The sequence below is a fragment of the Magnetococcus sp. PR-3 genome (genome assembly GCF_036689865.1).
In the GTDB taxonomy this organism is placed as follows: domain Bacteria; phylum Pseudomonadota; class Magnetococcia; order Magnetococcales; family Magnetococcaceae; genus Magnetococcus.
In genome coordinates, this window is the sequence record NZ_JBAHUQ010000001.1 from 411576 (window position 1) to 432583 (window position 21008).

A 21008-nucleotide genomic window follows, 5' to 3' on the forward strand; every position below is an offset into this window, starting at 1 on the left:
CGGAAAGCGTGACGTCCATCACCCTTAGCGGCCTGCCCAGCGGGGCTACTTTGCAGTGGAACGATGCCACCGCCATTACCATCACCGGTGACAGCGCAACCATCGACATGGGCCGGGTTACCCAGGCGGGCAACAGCTACAACCTGACCGGCTTGCAGATCAAGGCCCCGGCGGACAGCAACGTTGATTTCAACATCAACCTTAACGTCACCACCACCGATGACAATGGCACCACCGATGATACCCAACTGACCACCATCGCCCACCCGGTGACCGTGGGCTCGGTGGCCGATGCCCCCGCCCTCACCGCCAACGCTGTCTCTGGGGATGAGGATGCGACAACCATCGCCATGGATATTGCCACCGCCGTGGTGGACAGCGATGGTACCGAGGCCATTACCTCGGTGGTGATCGACTCGGTCCCTGATGAGGTCATCTTTAGCGCGGGTAGCGATAATAGCGATGGCACCTGGACCTTTACCCAGGCTGAGCTTGCCGGCCTTACCGCCACCGTAGATGCCGACATAAACGGCAGCTGGACCTTGGGTGTCACCAGCCATGTGCTGGACAGCGACGGCGATGATGCCGGGGCCAACCACACCACGACCAGCAGCGATTCGTTTACCCTAACGGTAAACCCGGTCAACGATGCACCGGTTGCTCAGGCCCAGGGCACAGAGTCCAAACAGTTTGATGCGGTTAACTTTGATGGTAGCAACACCGTAACGGTTTCCAACTTTAACGGTTTTGCCTCCAACGATTTTTCCTGGGAGTTCTGGACCCACCGCACGGAGGATACCGGCGGCTTTAATATGCTCTTCTCCCTGAACCATGATCATAGTGGGGGAAGCTTCTGGGTCGCTTTAACCGGTAGCTCCCTGCATGTCCAGCACAATGGCAATGGGGTGAGCATTCCCCTGGGTAGTGATCTGGTTAATGAAGCAACCCACCTTGCGGGCACCTATGACCGTTCCGAGTCAAAACTCACCATCTACAAAGATGGAGAGCTTTTCAGTGAGGTGACGCAAGTTGCGCCCAGCAGCACGGTGAGTGACCTGACCATTGGTAACTGGGATCAGGGCTCCATGAATTATAAGGGGCAGCTTTCTGACTTCCGCATCTGGAACACGCTGCGCAGCGATCAGGAGATTGCGGACAACTATCACCAATCCCTCACGGGCAGTGAAAGCGGCTTGGAACTCTACCTCCCCATGACCAGTGTGTCGGGGGCAACCATGGACAATCTAGCCAGCACCTCCTGGTCAGGCACGGTAAGTGGTGCCACCACAGGATCTGGCTTTAGTGCCGATGTTCCAACCGCAGGCCCTGAGTTCACCGAAAATGACAGCCCGGTGGCCATTGCCCCCAGCCTGACCATTACCGATATTGACGACACCAACCTGGAAGGGGCCACCGTTCAGATCAGCACGGGCTTTCAGATCGGTGTGGACACCTTGCATTATGTGGCTCAAAACAACATTTCCGGTAGTTGGAATGCGGGCACAGGCACCTTAACGTTGAACGGCTCTGCCACCGTTGAACACTACCAAGCGGCGCTACGTTCGATCACTTTTGAGGCTGTAGATGAAGCGATGGTCGATAGCAGCCGCACCGTGACCATCATCACCGATGATGGCACCGACACCAGCGCGCCCGTCACCACCACGATCACACTCACCGGGGTCAACGATGCCCCCACCGCAGCCGATAACACGCTGACGGTGGATGAGGACACCACTCTGACCATTGCCACAACCGACCTGGGCTTTGGCGATGTGGATGGGGACACCCTGGATCACATCACCCTGGTCAGTCAGGCTGGTAATGGCACCTACTGGGTGGATGCCAATGATGATGGCATAATGGATGCGGGTGAAGAGCGCTCTATCAATGATCAAATCTCTAAAACCGACCTGGATGCAGGCCTGTTTAAATATACCCCTGCTGCACATGAAAATGGTGCTGGCACCGACACCCTAAACTTTACCGTTCATGATGGCACCACCGATAGCGTGGCAAGCAACACTCTGAGCTTTACCGTTACCCCCATTAACGATGCTCCGACGTTAGCCCTCAACACCTCCTTAAGTCTGGCTGAAGGGGGCACTGCCACCATCACCAACGCCCACCTGAGTGTGACGGATCTGGAGCAGAGTGCAGGCGAGCTGACCTATACCGTCACCGTGACCAACAACAATGGTGACTTACAACTCAATGGTACCACGCTGGGGCTGAACGATACCTTCACCCAGCAGGATATTGAGGATGGCCTGCTCACCTTCACCCATGATGGTGCTGAGACCACCTCCGATCAGTTTGACTTTACTGTCAGCGATGGTGACGGCGGCACCTTAACCACCACCAGCTTTGATTTCACCATCACTCCTGTGAACGACGCCGCCACGGTTGGTGATGGCGGCACCCCCAGCACCACCTATACGGAAGGGGATACCCATCAACAGACAACGGTGGGCACAGGCTCTGCCTATGATGGTGCCACAGCTACCAACCAAATTGATGCTGGACGGGGCACGGGTGATGCCTTCGCCATTACCGGTGATCTGACCCTGGAGACCTGGGTCAAAATGGAATCAACCCACAGCGCCTCCCTGATTGAGTTCAAGGATGGCGAAACCGAAGAGCTCGCAACCAACTATTTCTATGGCTTGCGCGTGTTTACGGGGGGTCTCATTCAATATGTGCATGAATACGATAACGGCTCCAACCAACTGCTGCAAACATCCAGCGGAGTCTTCAGCTATGGGGATTGGCACCATCTGGCGCTCACACGGGATGCCGGGACCAAAACCCTCAAACTCTACCTGGACGGTTCGGAGATCCTTTCTGGTGGCTACTCCTTTGATCCCAATGGTGGCACCACCAGTGAACTGCTGATTGGCGATAATATCAACGGACAGATGGATGATGTCCGCATCTACAACACTGTGCGTACGCAAGCCGAGATTCAAGCCGACATGACCACCGCAGCCGCGGATGGTGATACCGGCTTGGTGGCCGCCTTTGGTTTTGATGAGAGCGATGGGGCAACCGTCACCAACCTGGTCAGTGGCAATGGTGATGGCACCATCGTGGGTACGGTTACCCGTGTGGAACAGACCGACAGTTCCATTCCCAACTATGCCAGCACCACCACGACTGAGAATGGCATTATCGCCGCCCCGGATCTGGTTTTAAGCGACTCCGACAGCGCCAATTTGGTCAGTGCTACGGTCACTGTTGGTACGGGTTATCAAAATGGTGTGGATCAACTGGCCTTCAGCGATACCACCCACATCACCGGTAGTTGGGATGCCAGCAGCGGCACCCTGACCCTCACCGGTTCTGATACGGTGGCCAACTATCAGACGGCCCTGCGCTCGATCACCTTTGGGACCATTGCCGACAACGTCACCAGTGGCGATCGTACACTGAGCATCACGGTTAACGATGGCAGCATCGACAGTACAGCCCTGGATACCACCGTAAGCGTCACGGCGGTTAACGATGCCCCCACCATCACCGGTTTGGACAGTGGTGTAGGCAGCTCGGAGCTAACGGTTACAGCATCCACAGCCGAACACAACACCTCAGGCTCTGGTACTGCCCTGGATGGAGATGAAGCCACCCGTTATTCCTCCCTGGTTACCTTTACCAGCGACAACAACCAGTGGTGGCAGGCAGATTTTGGGGCGATAACCAGCCTCAGTAGTGTTGGTATTCTTTGGGCCAACTTTGACCATCAAATCACCCTAGATATCTCCGGCTCTACCGATGGTAGCAATTTCACCCTGCTCCATGATGATGTCAGCTTCGACACATCCCCAACTCAGTGGCAGGACTATAGCGTAAGTGGGGATTATCAATATATCCGCGTCTCTATGGTTGGCAACACCAGCCCCGCCTATGGTTATGACTTCCATGAATTCCGCGCCTATGGTCCCGACTTTGTAACCTACACCGAAGGGGGCAGCGTCGCCCTGTTGGGAACGGGTGCCAATCAACTGTCCCTTGCCGACGCCGACAGCACCACCATGGCCAGTGCCACCGTGCAGTTGACCACCGACTATGTGAATGGTGACGATACCCTTAGCTTTAACGACACCAGTACGATTACGGGGAGTTGGAATGCCGCCACGGGTACCCTGACCTTAACGGGAACGGATACCACAGCGGCTTATGAGACCGCTCTGCAATCGGTTACCTACAGCTCCAGCGATGAAGCGTTGGTGGACGGTACCCGCACGGTTGAAATTATTGTCAACGATGGCATAACAGCCAGCACCACGGTCACGACACAAATTAAGGTCACGGGCGTTAATGATACCCCGACACTGGTCACGCCGTTGATCGATCAGGCCGCCACTGAAGATTCGCCTTTCTACTTCTCGGTCTATGCCAGCACTTTTGATGATGTTGATGGGGATACCCTGACCTTAAGCGCCTCTGGCATGCCCAGCTGGATGAGCTTTGATGGTACCAACTTCACCGGCACGCCGCTCAATGCCGACTCTGACACCACCGCCACCATTACCGTGACGGCCGATGATGGCTTTGGTGGCACCGTCAGTGATGACTTTGTCGTCACCGTGCAGGGCATGAACGACTTCCCCACCGTGGCCAATGCCATGCTGGATCAAAACGCCACGGAAGATAGCCTCTTTAGCTATGCCATCCCTGCAAGCACCTTTGATGATATTGATGGCGACACCCTAAGCTACAGCGCCACTGGCATGCCCGCATGGTTGACCTTTGACGGCACCACCTTTACCGGCACCCCGCTCAATGCCGATTCCGGTAGCTCCCAAATCGTCACAGTAACCGCCAACGATGGTTTTGGCGGCATGATCACAGATAACTTCCAGATCACCGTCACCGGCACCAACGATGTCCCAATACTGGTCACACCGTTGTACGATCAGACCGCCACTGAAGACTCACCTTTCTACTTCTCGGTCTATGCCAGCACCTTTAATGATATTGATGGGGATACCCTAAGCTTAAACGCCTCTGGCATGCCCAGCTGGATGAGCTTTGATGGTACCAACTTCACCGGTACACCGCTCAATGCCGACTCTGACACCACCGCCACCATTACCGTGACGGCCGATGATGGCTTTGGTGGCACCGTCAGTGATGACTTTATCGTCACCGTGCAGGGCATGAACGACTTCCCCACCGTGGCCAGTGCTATGTTGGATCAAAACGCCACGGAAGATAGCCTCTTTAGCTATGCCATCCCCGCAGGCACCTTTGATGATATTGATGGCGATACCCTAAGCTACAGCGCCACGGGCATGCCCGCATGGTTGACCTTTGACGGCACCACCTTTACCGGCACCCCGCTCAATGCCGACTCCGGTAGCTCCCACTTCATCTCGGTAACCGCCAACGATGGCTTTGGCGGCATGATCACGGATAACTTCCAGATCACTGTCACCGGCACCAACGATGACCCAACACTGGTCACACCCTTGGCCGATCAGACCGCCACTGAAGATTCGCCTTTCTACTTCTCGGTCTATGCCAGCACCTTTAATGATATTGATGGGGACACCCTAAGCTACAGCGCCTCCGGCATGCCCAGCTGGATGAGCTTTGATGGTACCAACTTCACCGGCACGCCGCTCAATGCCGACTCTGACACCACCGCCACCATTACCGTAACCGCCAGTGATGGCTTTGGTGGCACCGTCAGTGATGACTTTATCGTCACCGTGCAGGGCATGAACGACTTCCCCACCGTGGCCAGCGCTATGTTGGATCAAAACGCCACGGAAGATAGCCTCTTTAGCTATGCCATCCCCGCAGGTACCTTTGATGATATTGATGGGGACACCCTAAGCTACAGCGCCACCGGCATGCCCGCATGGTTGACCTTTGACGGCACCACCTTTACCGGCACCCCGCTTAATGCCGACTCCGGCAGCTCCCACTTCATCACGGTAACCGCCAACGATGGCTTTGGCGGCATGATCACGGATAACTTCCAGATCACCGTCACCGGCACCAACGATGACCCAACACTGGTCACACCGTTGTACGATCAGACCGCCACTGAGGATTCACCTTTCTACTTCTCGGTCTATGCCAGCACCTTTAATGATATTGATGGCGACACCCTAAGCTACAGCGCCTCTGGCATGCCCAGCTGGATGAGCTTTGATGGTACCAACTTCAACGGCACGCCGCTCAATGCCGACTCTGACACCACCGCCACCATTACCGTGACCGCCAGTGATGGCTTTGGTGGCACCGTCAGTGATGACTTTATCGTTACCGTACAGGGGATGAACGACTTCCCCACCGTGGCCAGCGCTATGTTGGATCAAAACGCCACGGAAGATAGCCTCTTTAGCTATGCCATCCCCGCAGGCACCTTTGATGATATTGATGGCGACACCCTAAGCTACAGCGCCACCGGCATGCCCGCATGGTTGACCTTTGACGGCACCACCTTTACCGGCACCCCGCTCAATGCCGATTCCGGTAGCTCCCACTTCATCTCGGTAACCGCCAACGATGGCTTTGGCGGCATGATCACGGATAACTTCCAGATCACCGTCACCGGCACCAACGATGACCCAACACTGGTCACACCCTTGGCCGATCAGACCGCCAATGAAGATTCACCTTTCCACTTCTCGGTCTATGCCAGCACCTTTAATGATATTGATGGGGACACCCTCAGCTTAAGCGCCTCTGGCATGCCCAGCTGGATGAGCTTTGATGGTACCAACTTCACCGGTACACCGCTCAATGCCGACTCTGACACCACCGCCACCATTACCGTGACCGCCAGTGATGGCTTTGGTGGCACCGTCAGTGATGACTTTATCGTCACCGTGCAGGGCATGAACGACTTCCCCACCGTGGCCAGTGCCATGTTGGATCAAAATGCCACGGAAGATAGCCTCTTTAGCTATGCCATCCCCGCAGGCACCTTTGATGATATTGATGGCGATACCCTAAGCTACAGCGCCACCGGTATGCCCGCATGGTTGACCTTTGACGGCACCACCTTTACCGGTACCCCGCTCAATGCCGACTCTGACACCACCGCCACCATTACCGTGACCGCCAACGATGGCTTTGGTGGCATGATCACAGATGACTTTGTTGTCACCGTGCAGGGCATGAATGACGACCCCACCGTGGCCAATGCCATGTTGGATCAAAATGCCACGGAAGATAGCCCCTTCAGCTACGCCATCCCCGCAGGCACCTTTGATGATGTTGATGGCGACACCCTAAGCTACAGCGCCTCCGGCATGCCCAGCTGGATGAGCTTTGATGGTACCACCTTCACCGGTACACCGCCCAATACCGACGCCGACACCACCACCACCATTACCGTGACGGCCGATGATGGCTTTGGTGGCACCGTCAGTGATGACTTCCAGGTCACAGTCACCGCTACCAACGATACCCCCACCCTGGATCTAGGGGTCGCAGCGACCACGGCACAGATTGAGAGCGCTTCATTTAAGGATACAAGCGCCATTTCCATTAATGGGCTCAATCATCTGGCCGATCTGAGTAGTTCGGATAATAGCTTTACTGTCGAATTTTGGAGCTACCGTAACACAGGGGCACTGAATACCTATATTCTGGTAGCTGAGGAGGCTCAATCTGATTTGTGGTATGGCTATCATGGTGCAAGCCTGTTCCTGATTTCGCCCAACACCCCCCAAGCAGACACCAACATCACCGTGAGCACCGTCCATTCCAGCAACCCCACCTTGGAAGCAGAGTGGGCACATTGGGCGATTAGCTACAGTGCAGACGATCAACTCTACAACCTCTATTTGAACGGTAATCTGGTCCACAGCTACAGCAGCACTGGGCCAGATCAAACCTCTCAGGGTAATGTCACCATTGGTGCGGGTTGGGGAGGTTCTGGCTTTGATGGCAACATCAGCGAAGTACGCTTATGGGATTATGCCCGTACGGATACAGAAGTTTCCGACAACTATCAGACACAGATGACAGGGGGTGAGTCAGGGCTGGCCATCTACTATCCACTGGATGGTGCAGCCAGCAGTGGCACATTGACCAACCAAGCCAACCCAGGCACCTATGATGGAAACCTAGCCACGGCTTTTGCCGCCGTGGCCAACGGTCCAACCCTGGAGACACCTGCCTCCGTGCCATCCTTTACTGAGGAAGGCACGGCGGTGGAGATCGCCCCTAGTCTAACGCTAAGTGATGCCGACAGCACCAATCTGGCCAGTGCCACGGTGCAGTTGACCACCGATTATGAGATGAGTACCGATAGCCTGGCCTTTACCAATCAGAACGGTATTACCGGAGCTTGGGATGCCAGCACCGGCACCCTGACCCTTAGCGGTAGCGCCACCCTTGCCCAGTATGAGACAGCCCTGCAATCGGTCACCTACAGCTCCAGCAGCCATGCCTTGGCAGATGACCAAACCCGCACCTTTGAGATCACCATCAACGACGGCAGTACCGACAGCACAACGGTCAGCGGCACCATTAATCTCACCGGGGTCAACAACGACGCCCCCACCGTGGCCAACGCCATTGCCGATACCGAAGCGACGGAAAATGTGGCCTTTAGCTACACCATCGCCGCTGATACCTTTGACGATGCCGATCTGGCCAATGGCGATACCCTGACCTACACGGCCCTACAGAGTGATGGTAGCGCCCTGCCCACTTGGCTCACCTTTGATGACACCACCCTCACCTTTAGCGGCACCACTGAAGAGGGGGCCGCGGCACTGGCTATTGAGGTCTTTGCCACCGATGGCAGCGCCAATAGCATTAGTGACACCTTTGGTATCGACATTATCCGCGACGGTACCATCGTCGACAGTGCGGTGAGCAACCTCACCTTCTCCACCGCCACCCAGAGCGGCACCACCGACTCAAACGGTATCTTCCTCTACAAAGATGGCGAGACCGTCACCTTTAAAGTTGGGGATGTGACCCTGGGTACGGCCAATGTGCAGAACACCGTCACCCCCGGTCACTTTGGCGTCAGTGAACAGGCAGAGACCAATATTCTACGTCTGTTACAGACCCTGGATAGTGATGGCGATGCTTCCAACGGCATCACCATTGGGGCCACCGCCCACACCAATCTGAGCGGTCAATCCATTAACTTTGATCAGACCGAAGCAGCCTTTGGTAGTGATGGCACCGTGGGCACCTTAATGACCAACATGGGGGGCCTAAGCCTTAAGAGTGGCGACAGCGCCCGCGCCCACTATGAGTCTACCTTGAATGCCAACAGTGGCTTTACCGGCATCACCGTGGCAGGGGGTAGCATTGATGAAAACATTGATACCACCAATGCCATCCTGATCGGTGCCCTGGGTACCACCGGTACGGCTTCCACCACCACCTACACCATTGTGGGTGGTGACAGCGGCTTTGAGATCAGCGGGGGTAACCTCTACTTCTCTGCCGGTGGCAGCGTCGATTATGAGACCACCGCCAGCTACTCGGTAGATATTGAGGTGATCAATACGGACAGCGCCATTCCCTACAAGGAAGCGGTGACCGTTTCGGTCAATGATCTCAACGATGCCCCAACCCTCTCTCAGCCGGTCGTAGAACTGACCTACGCAACCACCGGTGAAAGCTTTGCCATGGCCCACTCGTGGCACATGGCCACGGGTGATCTGGATAATGATGGCAGTATAGATATCGTGCAGGTGGATCAGCAGACCAATGGTACGGTTCAAATTCTCATCAATGATGACACCGGCAACTTTACCATTGAACAGTCCTTCAACCCCTCTGGTTCCCATATGGTTCCGGTCCTGGGGGATGTGAATGGCGATGGTTATCTGGATATTTGGGCCTCCTCTTCCGGCGTCCTGCTGATCAACGATCAAAGCGGTAATTTCACAACGGATTCACAGACCCTTATCACTGGGGATATGCGTGATGGGGTTTTGGTGGATGTGGATAACGACAGTGATCTAGACCTGATCGCGGTAGGGGATGCCTCTGCCCATCTGTGGATCAACAGCGGTGTTAACAGCGGGACCTTCTTGGCCCCCACCGAGATCACCGGGGCTGTATCCAGCTTTAGTTATGCTTTGGCCGCTGGGGACCTTAACGACGATACACTGATTGATTTTGTGGTCTCCGATTGGGGGGGCAACAGCCAAGTTATGCTCAACCAGGGTGGTGGCAGCTTTAGCCAAGGCATCACCACCACCTATCCTGACGGCATTATCAGCCATGGCTGGACCAGGGATGTGGAACTGGCTGACATCAACAACGATGGTCACCTGGATCTAATTGAAGTCCAATATGCCACCGAAGGCACGCTTATCTCATTGGGGGATGGCGCGGGGAACTTTACCTACCACTCCAAGTTGGCTAGCAACCACGGCTATCAGCTTCATCTGGCAGATATGGACAATGATGGTGACTTAGATGTTCAGGTCGTCGGTGATACCAGCAATATCTGGCTTAACAATGGTGACATGACCTTCACCGAGTTCAGCTACAGTACAGCGGCCTATCAGAAAGGGGATCTGGTTGATATCAACAATGATGGCAAGATTGATATCATTCGGGGCCTAACCACTGGCATCGCCCACTTTGACCTCAACAACTCCAGCAGCGCCCCCACCTTCACCGAAGGGGCTGCCGCCACCGCCATTGGCGAGGTGATCACCATCACCGATGAGAGCAGCAATCTGACCGGGGCTACCCTCACCCTGGGTAGCAGCTATATCGAAGGCTCTGCTTCCTTAAGCTTCACCGATACGGCCAGCATTACGGGCAGTTTTGATGCCAGCACTGGTGTGATGGCCCTCACCGGCAGCGACTCGGTTGCCAACTATGAGGCCGCCATTGAGTCCGTCACCTATCAGTTCGATGAGCTGGGGGCTGGGGACACCACCTTCACCATCAATGTCACCGATGATGCCGCCCTGACCAGCGCCGATTATGTGGTGGACTTCGACACTGTCGCCACCAACGACGCCCCTGTTGTGGCCGGGCTTACCACGGCCAACTACACCGAAGATGGTGCAGCGGTGGTTGTGGCCTCCACCCTCACCTTGAGCGATGAGGACTCCACCGAGTTAAATGGGGCCACCATCCAGATCAGTGGCAACTATGAGAGCGGCAGTGATCTGCTGGCCTTTACCGATACCGCCAACATCACCGGTAGTTGGAATGCCACCAACGGCACCCTGACCTTGAGCGGTAGCGATACCATTGCCGCCTATGAGGCCGCCCTGCAAGGGGTCACCTTTGCGGTGAGCAGCGATGCCCCCAGCGAACTGGACCGTACTGTTTCCATTCAGGTCACCGATGCCTATGGCGGGACCAGTACGGCGGTGACCAGCACGGTATCGGTCACCGCGACCAATGACATCCCCCTCATCAGCACCCCCACCTTCCCCTTGTCCATGACCGACAGTAACCAGGATCATGAGTCCGACATCAGCGATGGGGCCTCCCTGGGGGATGTGGATGGCGATGGCGACCTGGATGTGTTCATCATCAATGATGACCGAGGCAGCTCTGTACGCAGTAAGCTCTACATCAACGATGGCGATGGCAACCTGACCGATAGCGGTCAAAGCTTCGGCTACACCAACTCCCGCTCCATGGATGGCGAACTGTTTGACATGGATGGGGATGGCGATCTGGATGCCCTGCTGGGTAATGCCTACAGCCCCAGCAACCTCTATGAAAACGATGGCTCCGGCACCTTTACCAACACCGGTGTCACCGTTGGGGCCGCCTTTGTCACAGCGGTGGGGGATCTGGATAATGATGGCGATCTGGATATCGTCTCCGTGCCCGATGGCGGCAACACCACCATCTCCATCAACAACAGTACCGCTGGTAACATCAGCTTTGCCGACAGTGGCCTTGCGCTGGTGGGTGGCCGTGGTGTGGCCATTGGGGATCTGGATGGCGATGGCTGGAATGATATCTATGTCACCGTCTACGGCGGTGCCGCCCAGGATGTGGTCTATCTGAACGACCAGGATGGCACCTATACCGCCGTAACTGCAGGCATTTCCAACGACAACACCTACCGGGTGGCCATGGAGGATCTGGATGGCGATGGTGACCTTGATGTCTTCCTTACCACTTATAGCGATGGTGGCAGCTATGTGTGGTTGAACAACTCCACCGTAGGCAACATCAGCCTCAGCGAAAAAACCCAGCCGATGATCGGCGAAAATGTGGGGATCTTGGGTCTAGATCTGGGGGATCTGGATGGCGATGGCGATATCGATGCAGTACTGGGTCTAGAGAGTTCAACCGCCAGTCAGATATATCTTAATGATGGCACCGGCATCTTCACCGATAGTGGTGTGAGTTTGGGCAGCAGCCCCACCCGCAACGGCTTGGAGCTTGGGGATCTGGACGGCGATGGGGATCTGGATATCTATGAGGGCAGCAGTTTCGGCCCCGCCAATAAGGTGTTCATCAACACCACCCCCACCACCACCCCCAGCTTTACCGAGTCGGACAGTGCGGCAGCTCTGGGCAATGTGATCACCCTCACCGATGACAGCACCAATCTGACCGGGGCCACCATCACCATTGGCAGCAGCTATATTGAGAACTCCGCCTCTCTGGCCTTTGCCGATACCGCCAACATCACGGGTAGTTTTAATGCGACCACCGGGGTGATGACCCTCACCGGCACCGACTCGGTTGCCAACTATGAGGCCGCCATTGAGTCCGTCACCTATCAGTTTGATGAACTGGGGGCTGGGGATACCACCTTCACCATCAATATCACCGATGATGCTGCCCTGACCAGCGCCGATCATGTGCTGGACTTCATCACCGTCGCCACCAACGATGTCCCTGTTGTGGCCGGACACAGCACGGCCAACCACACCGAAGGTGGTGCAGCGGTGACTGTGGCCACCACCCTGACCTTAAGCGATGTGGACTCCACTGAACTGAATGGGGCCACCATCCAGATCAGTGGCAACTATGAGAGCGGCAGTGATCTGCTGGCCTTTACCGATACCGCCAACATCACCGGCAGCTGGAATGCCACCAACGGCACCCTGACCTTGAGCGGCAGCGACACCCTCGCCGCCTATGAAGCCGCCCTGCAAGGGGTTACCTTTGCGGTGAGCAGCGATGCCCCCAGCGAACTGGACCGTACCGTTTCCTTCACGGTAACCGATGCCGATGGCGGAACCAGCACAGCGGTGACCAGCACGGTGTCGGTCACCGCGACCAATGACGCCCCCACACTGGATCTATCCACAGTCACCCTGGTCTTTACCGACAGCAATCAGGATCATGAGTCCAACATCAGCGATGGAGCCTCCCTGGGGGATGTGGATGGCGATGGGGATCTGGATGTCTTTATCATCAATGATGACGTAAACAGCTCTGTACGCAGCAAGCTCTACATCAACGATGGCGATGGCAACCTCACCGACAGCAATCAGAGCTTCGGCTACACCAATTCCCGCTCCATGGATGGCGAACTGTTTGATATGGATGGGGATGGCGATCTGGATGCCCTGCTGGGGAATGCCTACAGCCCCAGCAACCTCTATGAAAACGATGGCTCCGGCACCTTTACCAACAGCGGTGTGACCGTTGGGGCCGCCATGGTCACGGCGGTGGGAGATCTGGATAATGATGGCGATCTGGATATCGTCTCCGTACCCGATGGCGGCAATACCACCATCTCCATCAACAACAGTACCGCGGGTAACATCAGCTTTGCCGACAGCGGCCTTGCGCTGGTGGGTGGCCGTGGTGCGGCCATTGGGGATCTGGATGGCGATGGCTGGAACGACATCTATGTCACCGTCTACGGCGGTGCGGCCCAGGATGTGGTCTATCTGAACGACCAGGATGGTACCTATACCGCCGTAACCACTGGCATCTCCAACGACAACACCCATCGGGTGGCCATGGAGGATCTGGATGGGGATGGCGATCTGGATGTTTTCCTCACCACCCATACCGATGGTGGCAGCTATGTGTGGTTGAACAACTCCACCGTTGGCAACATTAGCCTCAGCGAAAAAACCCAGCCGATGATCGGCGAAAATGTGGGGATTTTGGGTCTGGATCTGGGGGATCTGGATGGCGATGGCGATATCGATGCGGTTCTGGGTCTGGATAGTTCAACCGCCAGTCAGATCTATCTTAACGATGGCACCGGTATCTTCACCGATAGTGGTGTAAGCCTGGGCAGCAGCCCCACCCGCAACGGTTTGGAGCTTGGGGATCTGGATGGCGACGGCGACCTGGATATCTATGAGGGCAGCAGTTTCGGCCCCGCCAATAAGGTGTTTATCAACAACACCCCAGCCTTAGAGCCCACCTTTACCGAAGGGGCTACCGCTGCCGCCATTGGTGAGGTGATCACCCTCACCGATGATAGCAGCAACTTCAGTAGCGCCACCATCACCCTCGGTAGCAGCTATATCGAAGGCTCTGCTTCCTTAAGCTTCACCGATACGGCCAGCATTACGGGCAGTTTTGATGCCAGCACTGGTGTGATGACCCTTAGCGGCAGCGATACACCGGCCAACTATAAAGCGGCCATTGAAGCGGTTAAGTACCAGTTTGATGAACTAGCTGCAGGTGACAACACGCTAACCTTCACGGTGACCGATGCAGAGGGACTGACCAGTGCCGCTAAAACGGTCACTTTCAATCCGGTGGAGATCAATGACGCACCGGTTATCGATAGCGGTGCCGTGAGCTCAAGCCCTGCAACGGCCCTCTCCTTCGATGGCACCGATGATTATGGGCGCATTGCCTCCACCCATAGTGGTGACTTCAGTTTTGAGTTTTGGTTAAAACGGGACTCTGCTTACGATGACCAGTATACCGCAGCCCTAACCCGTTGGGATGGTAGCAATCATTTTTGGGCTGGCTATGAGAGTGGTACGGATCAATTTACCCTTTACAACCACACCGGGGGCAGCGTCTACGCCTATGATGTGGGAAATTCGGGTCTCACTGCTAATGATACCTGGATTCACTTTGCGGGTACCATCGGCAGCACGGGCACACACCTTTACGTCAATAGCCAGTTGGTCCAATCCACCGCTGGATCCTTTAGCATCGTCAATTCTGGAGATTTCTCCGTTGGCAGCAGTGAATTCGGCTACCCCACCATGGGTGCAGAGATTGCCGACCTACGTCTATGGAGTGATATCCGTACCGCAACAGAGATCAGCGATAACTACCAAAACACCCTCACAGGCAATGAGGAGGGACTGTTAGCCTATTATGACTTCAGCCAAACCGGCAGTGGGGCCACCATCACTGATGGTAGTGGCAATAACAACACCCTGGTCCTGGGAAATGGCACCTCAGGCCATACTTCCGTTCCCAGCAATATTACCAGCACGGTCACACTCACAGGAGAGCCTGCCACCGCCAGCTTTGACGAAGGGGATGCGGCAGTTACCATCGCCCCTGACTTAACCCTCAGTGATAGTGAAGAGAATTGGAATGGCGGCTCCCTCACCGTCAGCCTGGATACAACGGCCACCGCTCAAGATGATCTGGAGATTGCACACATCGGCTCCGGCACCGGTGAGTTAGGCCTGTCAGGTAGTGATGTCCAGTATGAAGGGGTAACCATTGGTAGCTATAGCGGTGGTTTGGATGGTAGCGACCTGACCATCACCTTTAACAGCAGCGCCACCGATGCCGCAGTCCAAGCGGTAGCCCGTGCCATTACCTACGGTAGTGACGCCAACAATCTGCAGGCGGGCAACCGTACAGCAACCTTCACCATCACCGACAGTGAAGGGCTCTCAGCACAGACCAGCCAGACCATTGTGGTCACCAGTGATGGCATTACCCCGATCACCGCATCGGATGCTGAATCCAGCACCACCTATGAAGCCTCGGAAGATGTGCAGCTTCTAGATACCGCAGCCAACATCGATGCCGCCTCCATCTCCAGCAGCAACATCGATTTGGTGGATGCCACCGATGATGGCAGCTACCGCGTTGATACCACAGAGTTGGCCCTACTGACCGCCTTTGATGGTGCTGATGATGTCACGGTTGAAGATACCATCAGCAATCTGCTGGCCTCCAATCTGAACTCGGTTACCGGTGTTGATCAGGTGGTGATCACCGATACCGCCACCATGGGGGAGTATGCCACCCTCGATGGCATGACCGCAGCGCCGATCACCGCCCAGATGGGCATCGAAGATATCGCCGGGAACTATGCCGATAACCTGGGCACCCCATCGACGGGTTTAAGTGCCATCACCACCCAAGATAGTGATGCAGCGTTAACTGTTACCGATACGGCCAGCATGGCACAGTTTTCCGCCATCAATGCGGCCACATCGGAAAATGTGATTCTCAATGATGGTTTGAGCGATACCGCCATAAACTATGCCGCTGTTGATGGCAGCGCATCAGCCGAGCTGACCACTGCCACCAATCAGGATGCTCTTGTCAACATCACCGTCACCGACGCGGCCAATGTGGCACAGCTCAACACCATTGCATCGCTGACCTCAGGTGATGTAACCGCTACCATCAACACCACCGCAGCCGATGCCGCGACACTCAACACGGCCGCGACCGATTACATTACCATCACGGTGACTGATGCGGCGACCAGCGCCCAGTTCCAGAGTATCGCTGCGGTCACCAGTGAGTCGGTCAATCTTTCATCGGGCCTTACCGATACCGCAGCCAACTTTGCCACCACCGCTGGCGTTGCCAGTGCTGGGCTGATCACGGCATCCAGCCAAGACTCCTGGGTTGAAATTACCGTTACGGATGCGACCAATATGGCACAGTTCAATGCCATTGATGCACACATCGACAGCATGGTGACGTTGAATGCAGGGGTTACCGACATCGCCAGCAACTTTGTCTCCACTGGCGGTGTGGTGACCACAGGGCTGACCAACCTTTCGGCCCATGATGGTGGGGTTCAGATCACGGTGACCGACAGCCTCAACACAACCCAATTCACCGCCCTGGATGCAAAGACAACCACCCCGCTGACCCTTAGCGGCGGTATGACTGGAACCGCAGCAGATTTCGCCGACATCCATGGTAACCCCAGCGCCGCACTTATAGCCGCCACCACTCAAGATGGTGATGTCAACATCACCATTACCGGCACGGCTAATATGAACCAGTTGGCGGCCATTGATGTACAAACAACCGGTACGGTGAGCTACACCCATATTCAGGACAGTGCTGCTAATCTAGAGAGTGATCCTTCGGGTTATATTCAAGGTAGCGTAGCGGTAACCTTTACCGATACCGCCACGGTGGAATCCTGGACACTGGTCCATGCCAACACCACCGGTACCGTTACCGTACCCGGCAACGCCATTGTGGATGATCCGTTCTCCTTCAATGGTGAAGTGGGGGATATGAGCGCCGCGACCTCCGTGACCATGGATATCACGAGTCACTCCGATTACAGCAGCTACAACCTGGATAGCGATCTAACCCACATTCAACTGAATGGTTATAGCCCAACCGTTTCGGTGGATTCAGTTTCCGGCAACACGATTGAAGTGGTGGGTAGCGGTACGCTCAACATCGATATGTATTCGGGGGGTGGCAGTGACCTATCCATGCTCAGCACAGCCAATGGTGCCGAGCTTAATGCGGTGTTATTCAGCGGTACCCCCAACTACTCCAATGTGAGTTGGGGCGATGTACAGACCATCACCAGCGACTCCATCAACAACTACCTGTATGCCTCTGACCTAGATGGTAAAATGATGACCATCGCAGGTAGCACAGGCATTACCATTGATGCCCAAAACCTGGATAATGCCGACCTGAGCATGGTGGATGTCAACAGCAGTAAAATGCTGTTGGATGTCACGCAGCTACAATTTGGTCAATCTGCCATCTACACACTGGGCAGCACAACGGCATCCACCCATGAGCTTAAAATTACGGGCAATCTGAGTGATCTGGGCATTAGCCACACCCATAATGGCTACTCTGTTGATACCACCATCACCCACAGCAACGGTGCCACCACGCAGTTAGACATCGATGGTGATTCCGACTTTACCCTCGCCATTAACAACAACTACAACGTCATCGTTGCTGCTGATTTTGACGGGGGTAACTATGACAGCTATGAACAGGGTGCCATCTTCCTGGGTAGTAACAATGCTGAGAGCATCAATGCCGGCGGTGTGGGCAGCTTGGGTGCGGCCATTTATGCCGAGGGTGGAAACGACACCTTAACCAGTTCCACCTACACCGATACAGTCTATGGTGGCAGCGGGGATGACATACTCTACGGCGCCACAGAAGGAGACTTGTTTGATGGTGGTCTGGGCACCGATACCCTGGAGATTGCTTATAATAATTTAAGCGAGCGCGGTTATGACCTAAATGGTAGCAATCAACTGCTGATTGGCGAAACCTGGGATGCTAACAGCAGCTCGATCACCGCAGAAAATATTGAAAAAATCCGCTTGATGGATGGCTCCATCGCCGATGTGTTCATGAGTGGTTCAGCCGCAGCAGATACGCAGACCTTTACCAGCAGCGACCTGCTCTACATTGGCAGTGACGGCAGTGATACCATCACAGCCAACGGTCTGCAGAGCGGTGTGATGCTGTTTGATCGCGACCACGCGGCCCAAACCCTGGATATTTCCAGCGGCGTGCTGAGCATCGATGGCAGTTCTGGCAACGTTACCACCCTCACCACCGACCATAGCCAGAATGCTGAAGTGCAACTCAACTTCACCTCAGGCGTTGCCTACGAACGCAAAGCCCTTTTTGCCAGCGATGCTGGTTGGAGCTACAACGCCACCGACAGTGGTATTCTATTCATTGGTGGTAACGGGATGGATACCTTCTCAGCCTCCCAGGCCGATGCCAACCATGCCCACCAGTTCTTTGGCGGTGGCGGTATGGATACCTTCACCACCTCCTCCGAAAAGGATATCGCCTACGGTGGGGCGGATGATGATACCTTCGACCTGTTCACTGCGGAGGATATCTATGATGGTGGTACGGGTACCGATACGTTGGCCGTCAACACCAATGAATTCAGTACATTTGACTTCCTCTGGGATAGCGACACCACCCTAAAAATTGCTGACACAAGCCAGGGCATGAGCCTGAGCAATGCGGCCCAGGTAGACGCCATTGAGATTATTCGCAATGCGAGCTTCCAAAGCTATACGCTGGTTGGTGCTGGCAGTGTTGGCAATGATGATTTTATCTCCAACGATGCCTATATCCTCTACGTGGAACGTAGCGGATTCGACAGCCTGGAGATGAACAATTTGGATCATGGTCACGCCGCATTCCAAGGGCTGGCCAGTGATTACACCCTGACCATGGGGGATGGCACACTGACGGTGGATCGTTACACTGGCGACAGCACCACATTCACCGCCAACAGCAACAATGATGCTTGGTTGGACCTCTATTTCCAGGATGATGGTAACGACCCAACCCGTGTGGTGTTCGCCAACACCAGTGGCGCCAACTATACATCCTTCCAGATCGATGAACATTTTGTTGGTAGTACTTCGGACGACACTTTCAACACCTACACTGGCAGCAGCAATATTCTGTTCCACGGTGGTTTGGGCTCAGACACCTTCAACGGTAACAACACCACGGGTGCTCAGGCGTTTGGTGGTGATGGGGATGATACCTTTGAATATATCGGTGCTGGCTCGGTCATTGATGGTGGCGAAGGTACCGACCGCCTACTCAAGCATACAGCCAACGCAAGCAGTGAGTTTACGTTGTCCATCGATGGCGTAGGTGTGGAACTGGTACACAGCGGCAGTTCCATTGTTCTTGTGGATATGGAGAGCATTGAGATTAACAGTGGCAGTGATGTTCTGGAGCTTGTTCAAGGTAGTGACGGTGACGACAGTCTTACGGTATACAGTGATGGTGCCCTGGTCGTAGCCGGTAGCGGGGTCGATAGCATTGATGTTGACATAAACATGGCTACCCTCTACTTGGAAGGTAATGCGGCCGACTACACCTTGGGCAACTACTCCGGCAATGCGCTGTCCATTACAGGTACGACCTATGGGGATCACAAAACCATCACCGGTAGTGGTGATCTTACGGTGGTCTTTGGCGATGGCACCAACCAGAGCTACACCCACAACAGTGCCCCGGTGGCGGTGGATGATGCCACTACCTATGGATCCACCAGCTTGGATATTGCCACCTACAGTGCATTGGATATCGATACCTTTGAGATCGATGGTGTGTTGCATCTGGCTGTCGCCAACTATCAGGATTCAAGCAACAGTAACTATGCCATCGGTAGTGATGTCTACCGCTGGAACGGCAACAGTTTTGTGGAGTTAGCTGACTCTCCCTTGGCCTCATCAGCAGCCCAGGATATTGAAGCGTTCACCATCGGCAGTGAACAATATCTCGGGATTATCAACAACAAAAATGCAGCCGCCACCAGTGGCAATGCAGATTCCCCCATCTACCACTGGAATAGCACTACAGAACAGTTTGATGTGGCGGATACCATTCCAACCGTCAAGGGCTACACCCTGACCAGTTTTGAAATTGATGGCAGTCACTACATCGCCTCGTCCAACTATCACGATGGTGATTACGCGGTGCAGGCCCGTATCTATAAATGGAACAGTTCGACTGAAGAGTTCGACAGCATCCAAAACATTGCAACGGCTGGCGCACAGGATGTTGAATCCTTTGATATTGGCGGCAATCAGTTCTTGATGACCCTCAACTACTATAATGGCGGAGGCCGTAGCTTTGATGGGGGACGCATTTATAAATGGAACAGCTCAACCAGCCAATTTGACCATGTTCAATCCTTGAACACCATTGGGGTGCATAGTGCTGAAGCTTTTGAGATCAATGGTGAAAGCTATATTGCAATTGCCAACAACTCCAACGGCAGCACCTACAACGTTAATTCGGAGATCTATAAATACAACAGTGGTACCGGTCAGTTTGCCAGTGTACAAACCATTGCCACCAATGGAGCCAATGACTGGGAATATTTCGAGATGGGTGGGGATCACTAT

The 21008-nt window shown here is 54.9% G+C and carries 1 protein-coding gene (only partly in view); it reads left to right on the plus strand.

The whole window is internal to a putative Ig domain-containing protein gene (locus V5T57_RS01435; protein WP_332889367.1) on the plus strand: the coding sequence, 58056 nt in all, runs 26998 nt past the left edge and 10050 nt past the right edge, and what appears here is coding positions 26999-48006 — codons 9000 (partial) to 16002 (complete); the first complete codon in view begins at window position 3. Both codon boundaries (start and stop) fall beyond the window edges.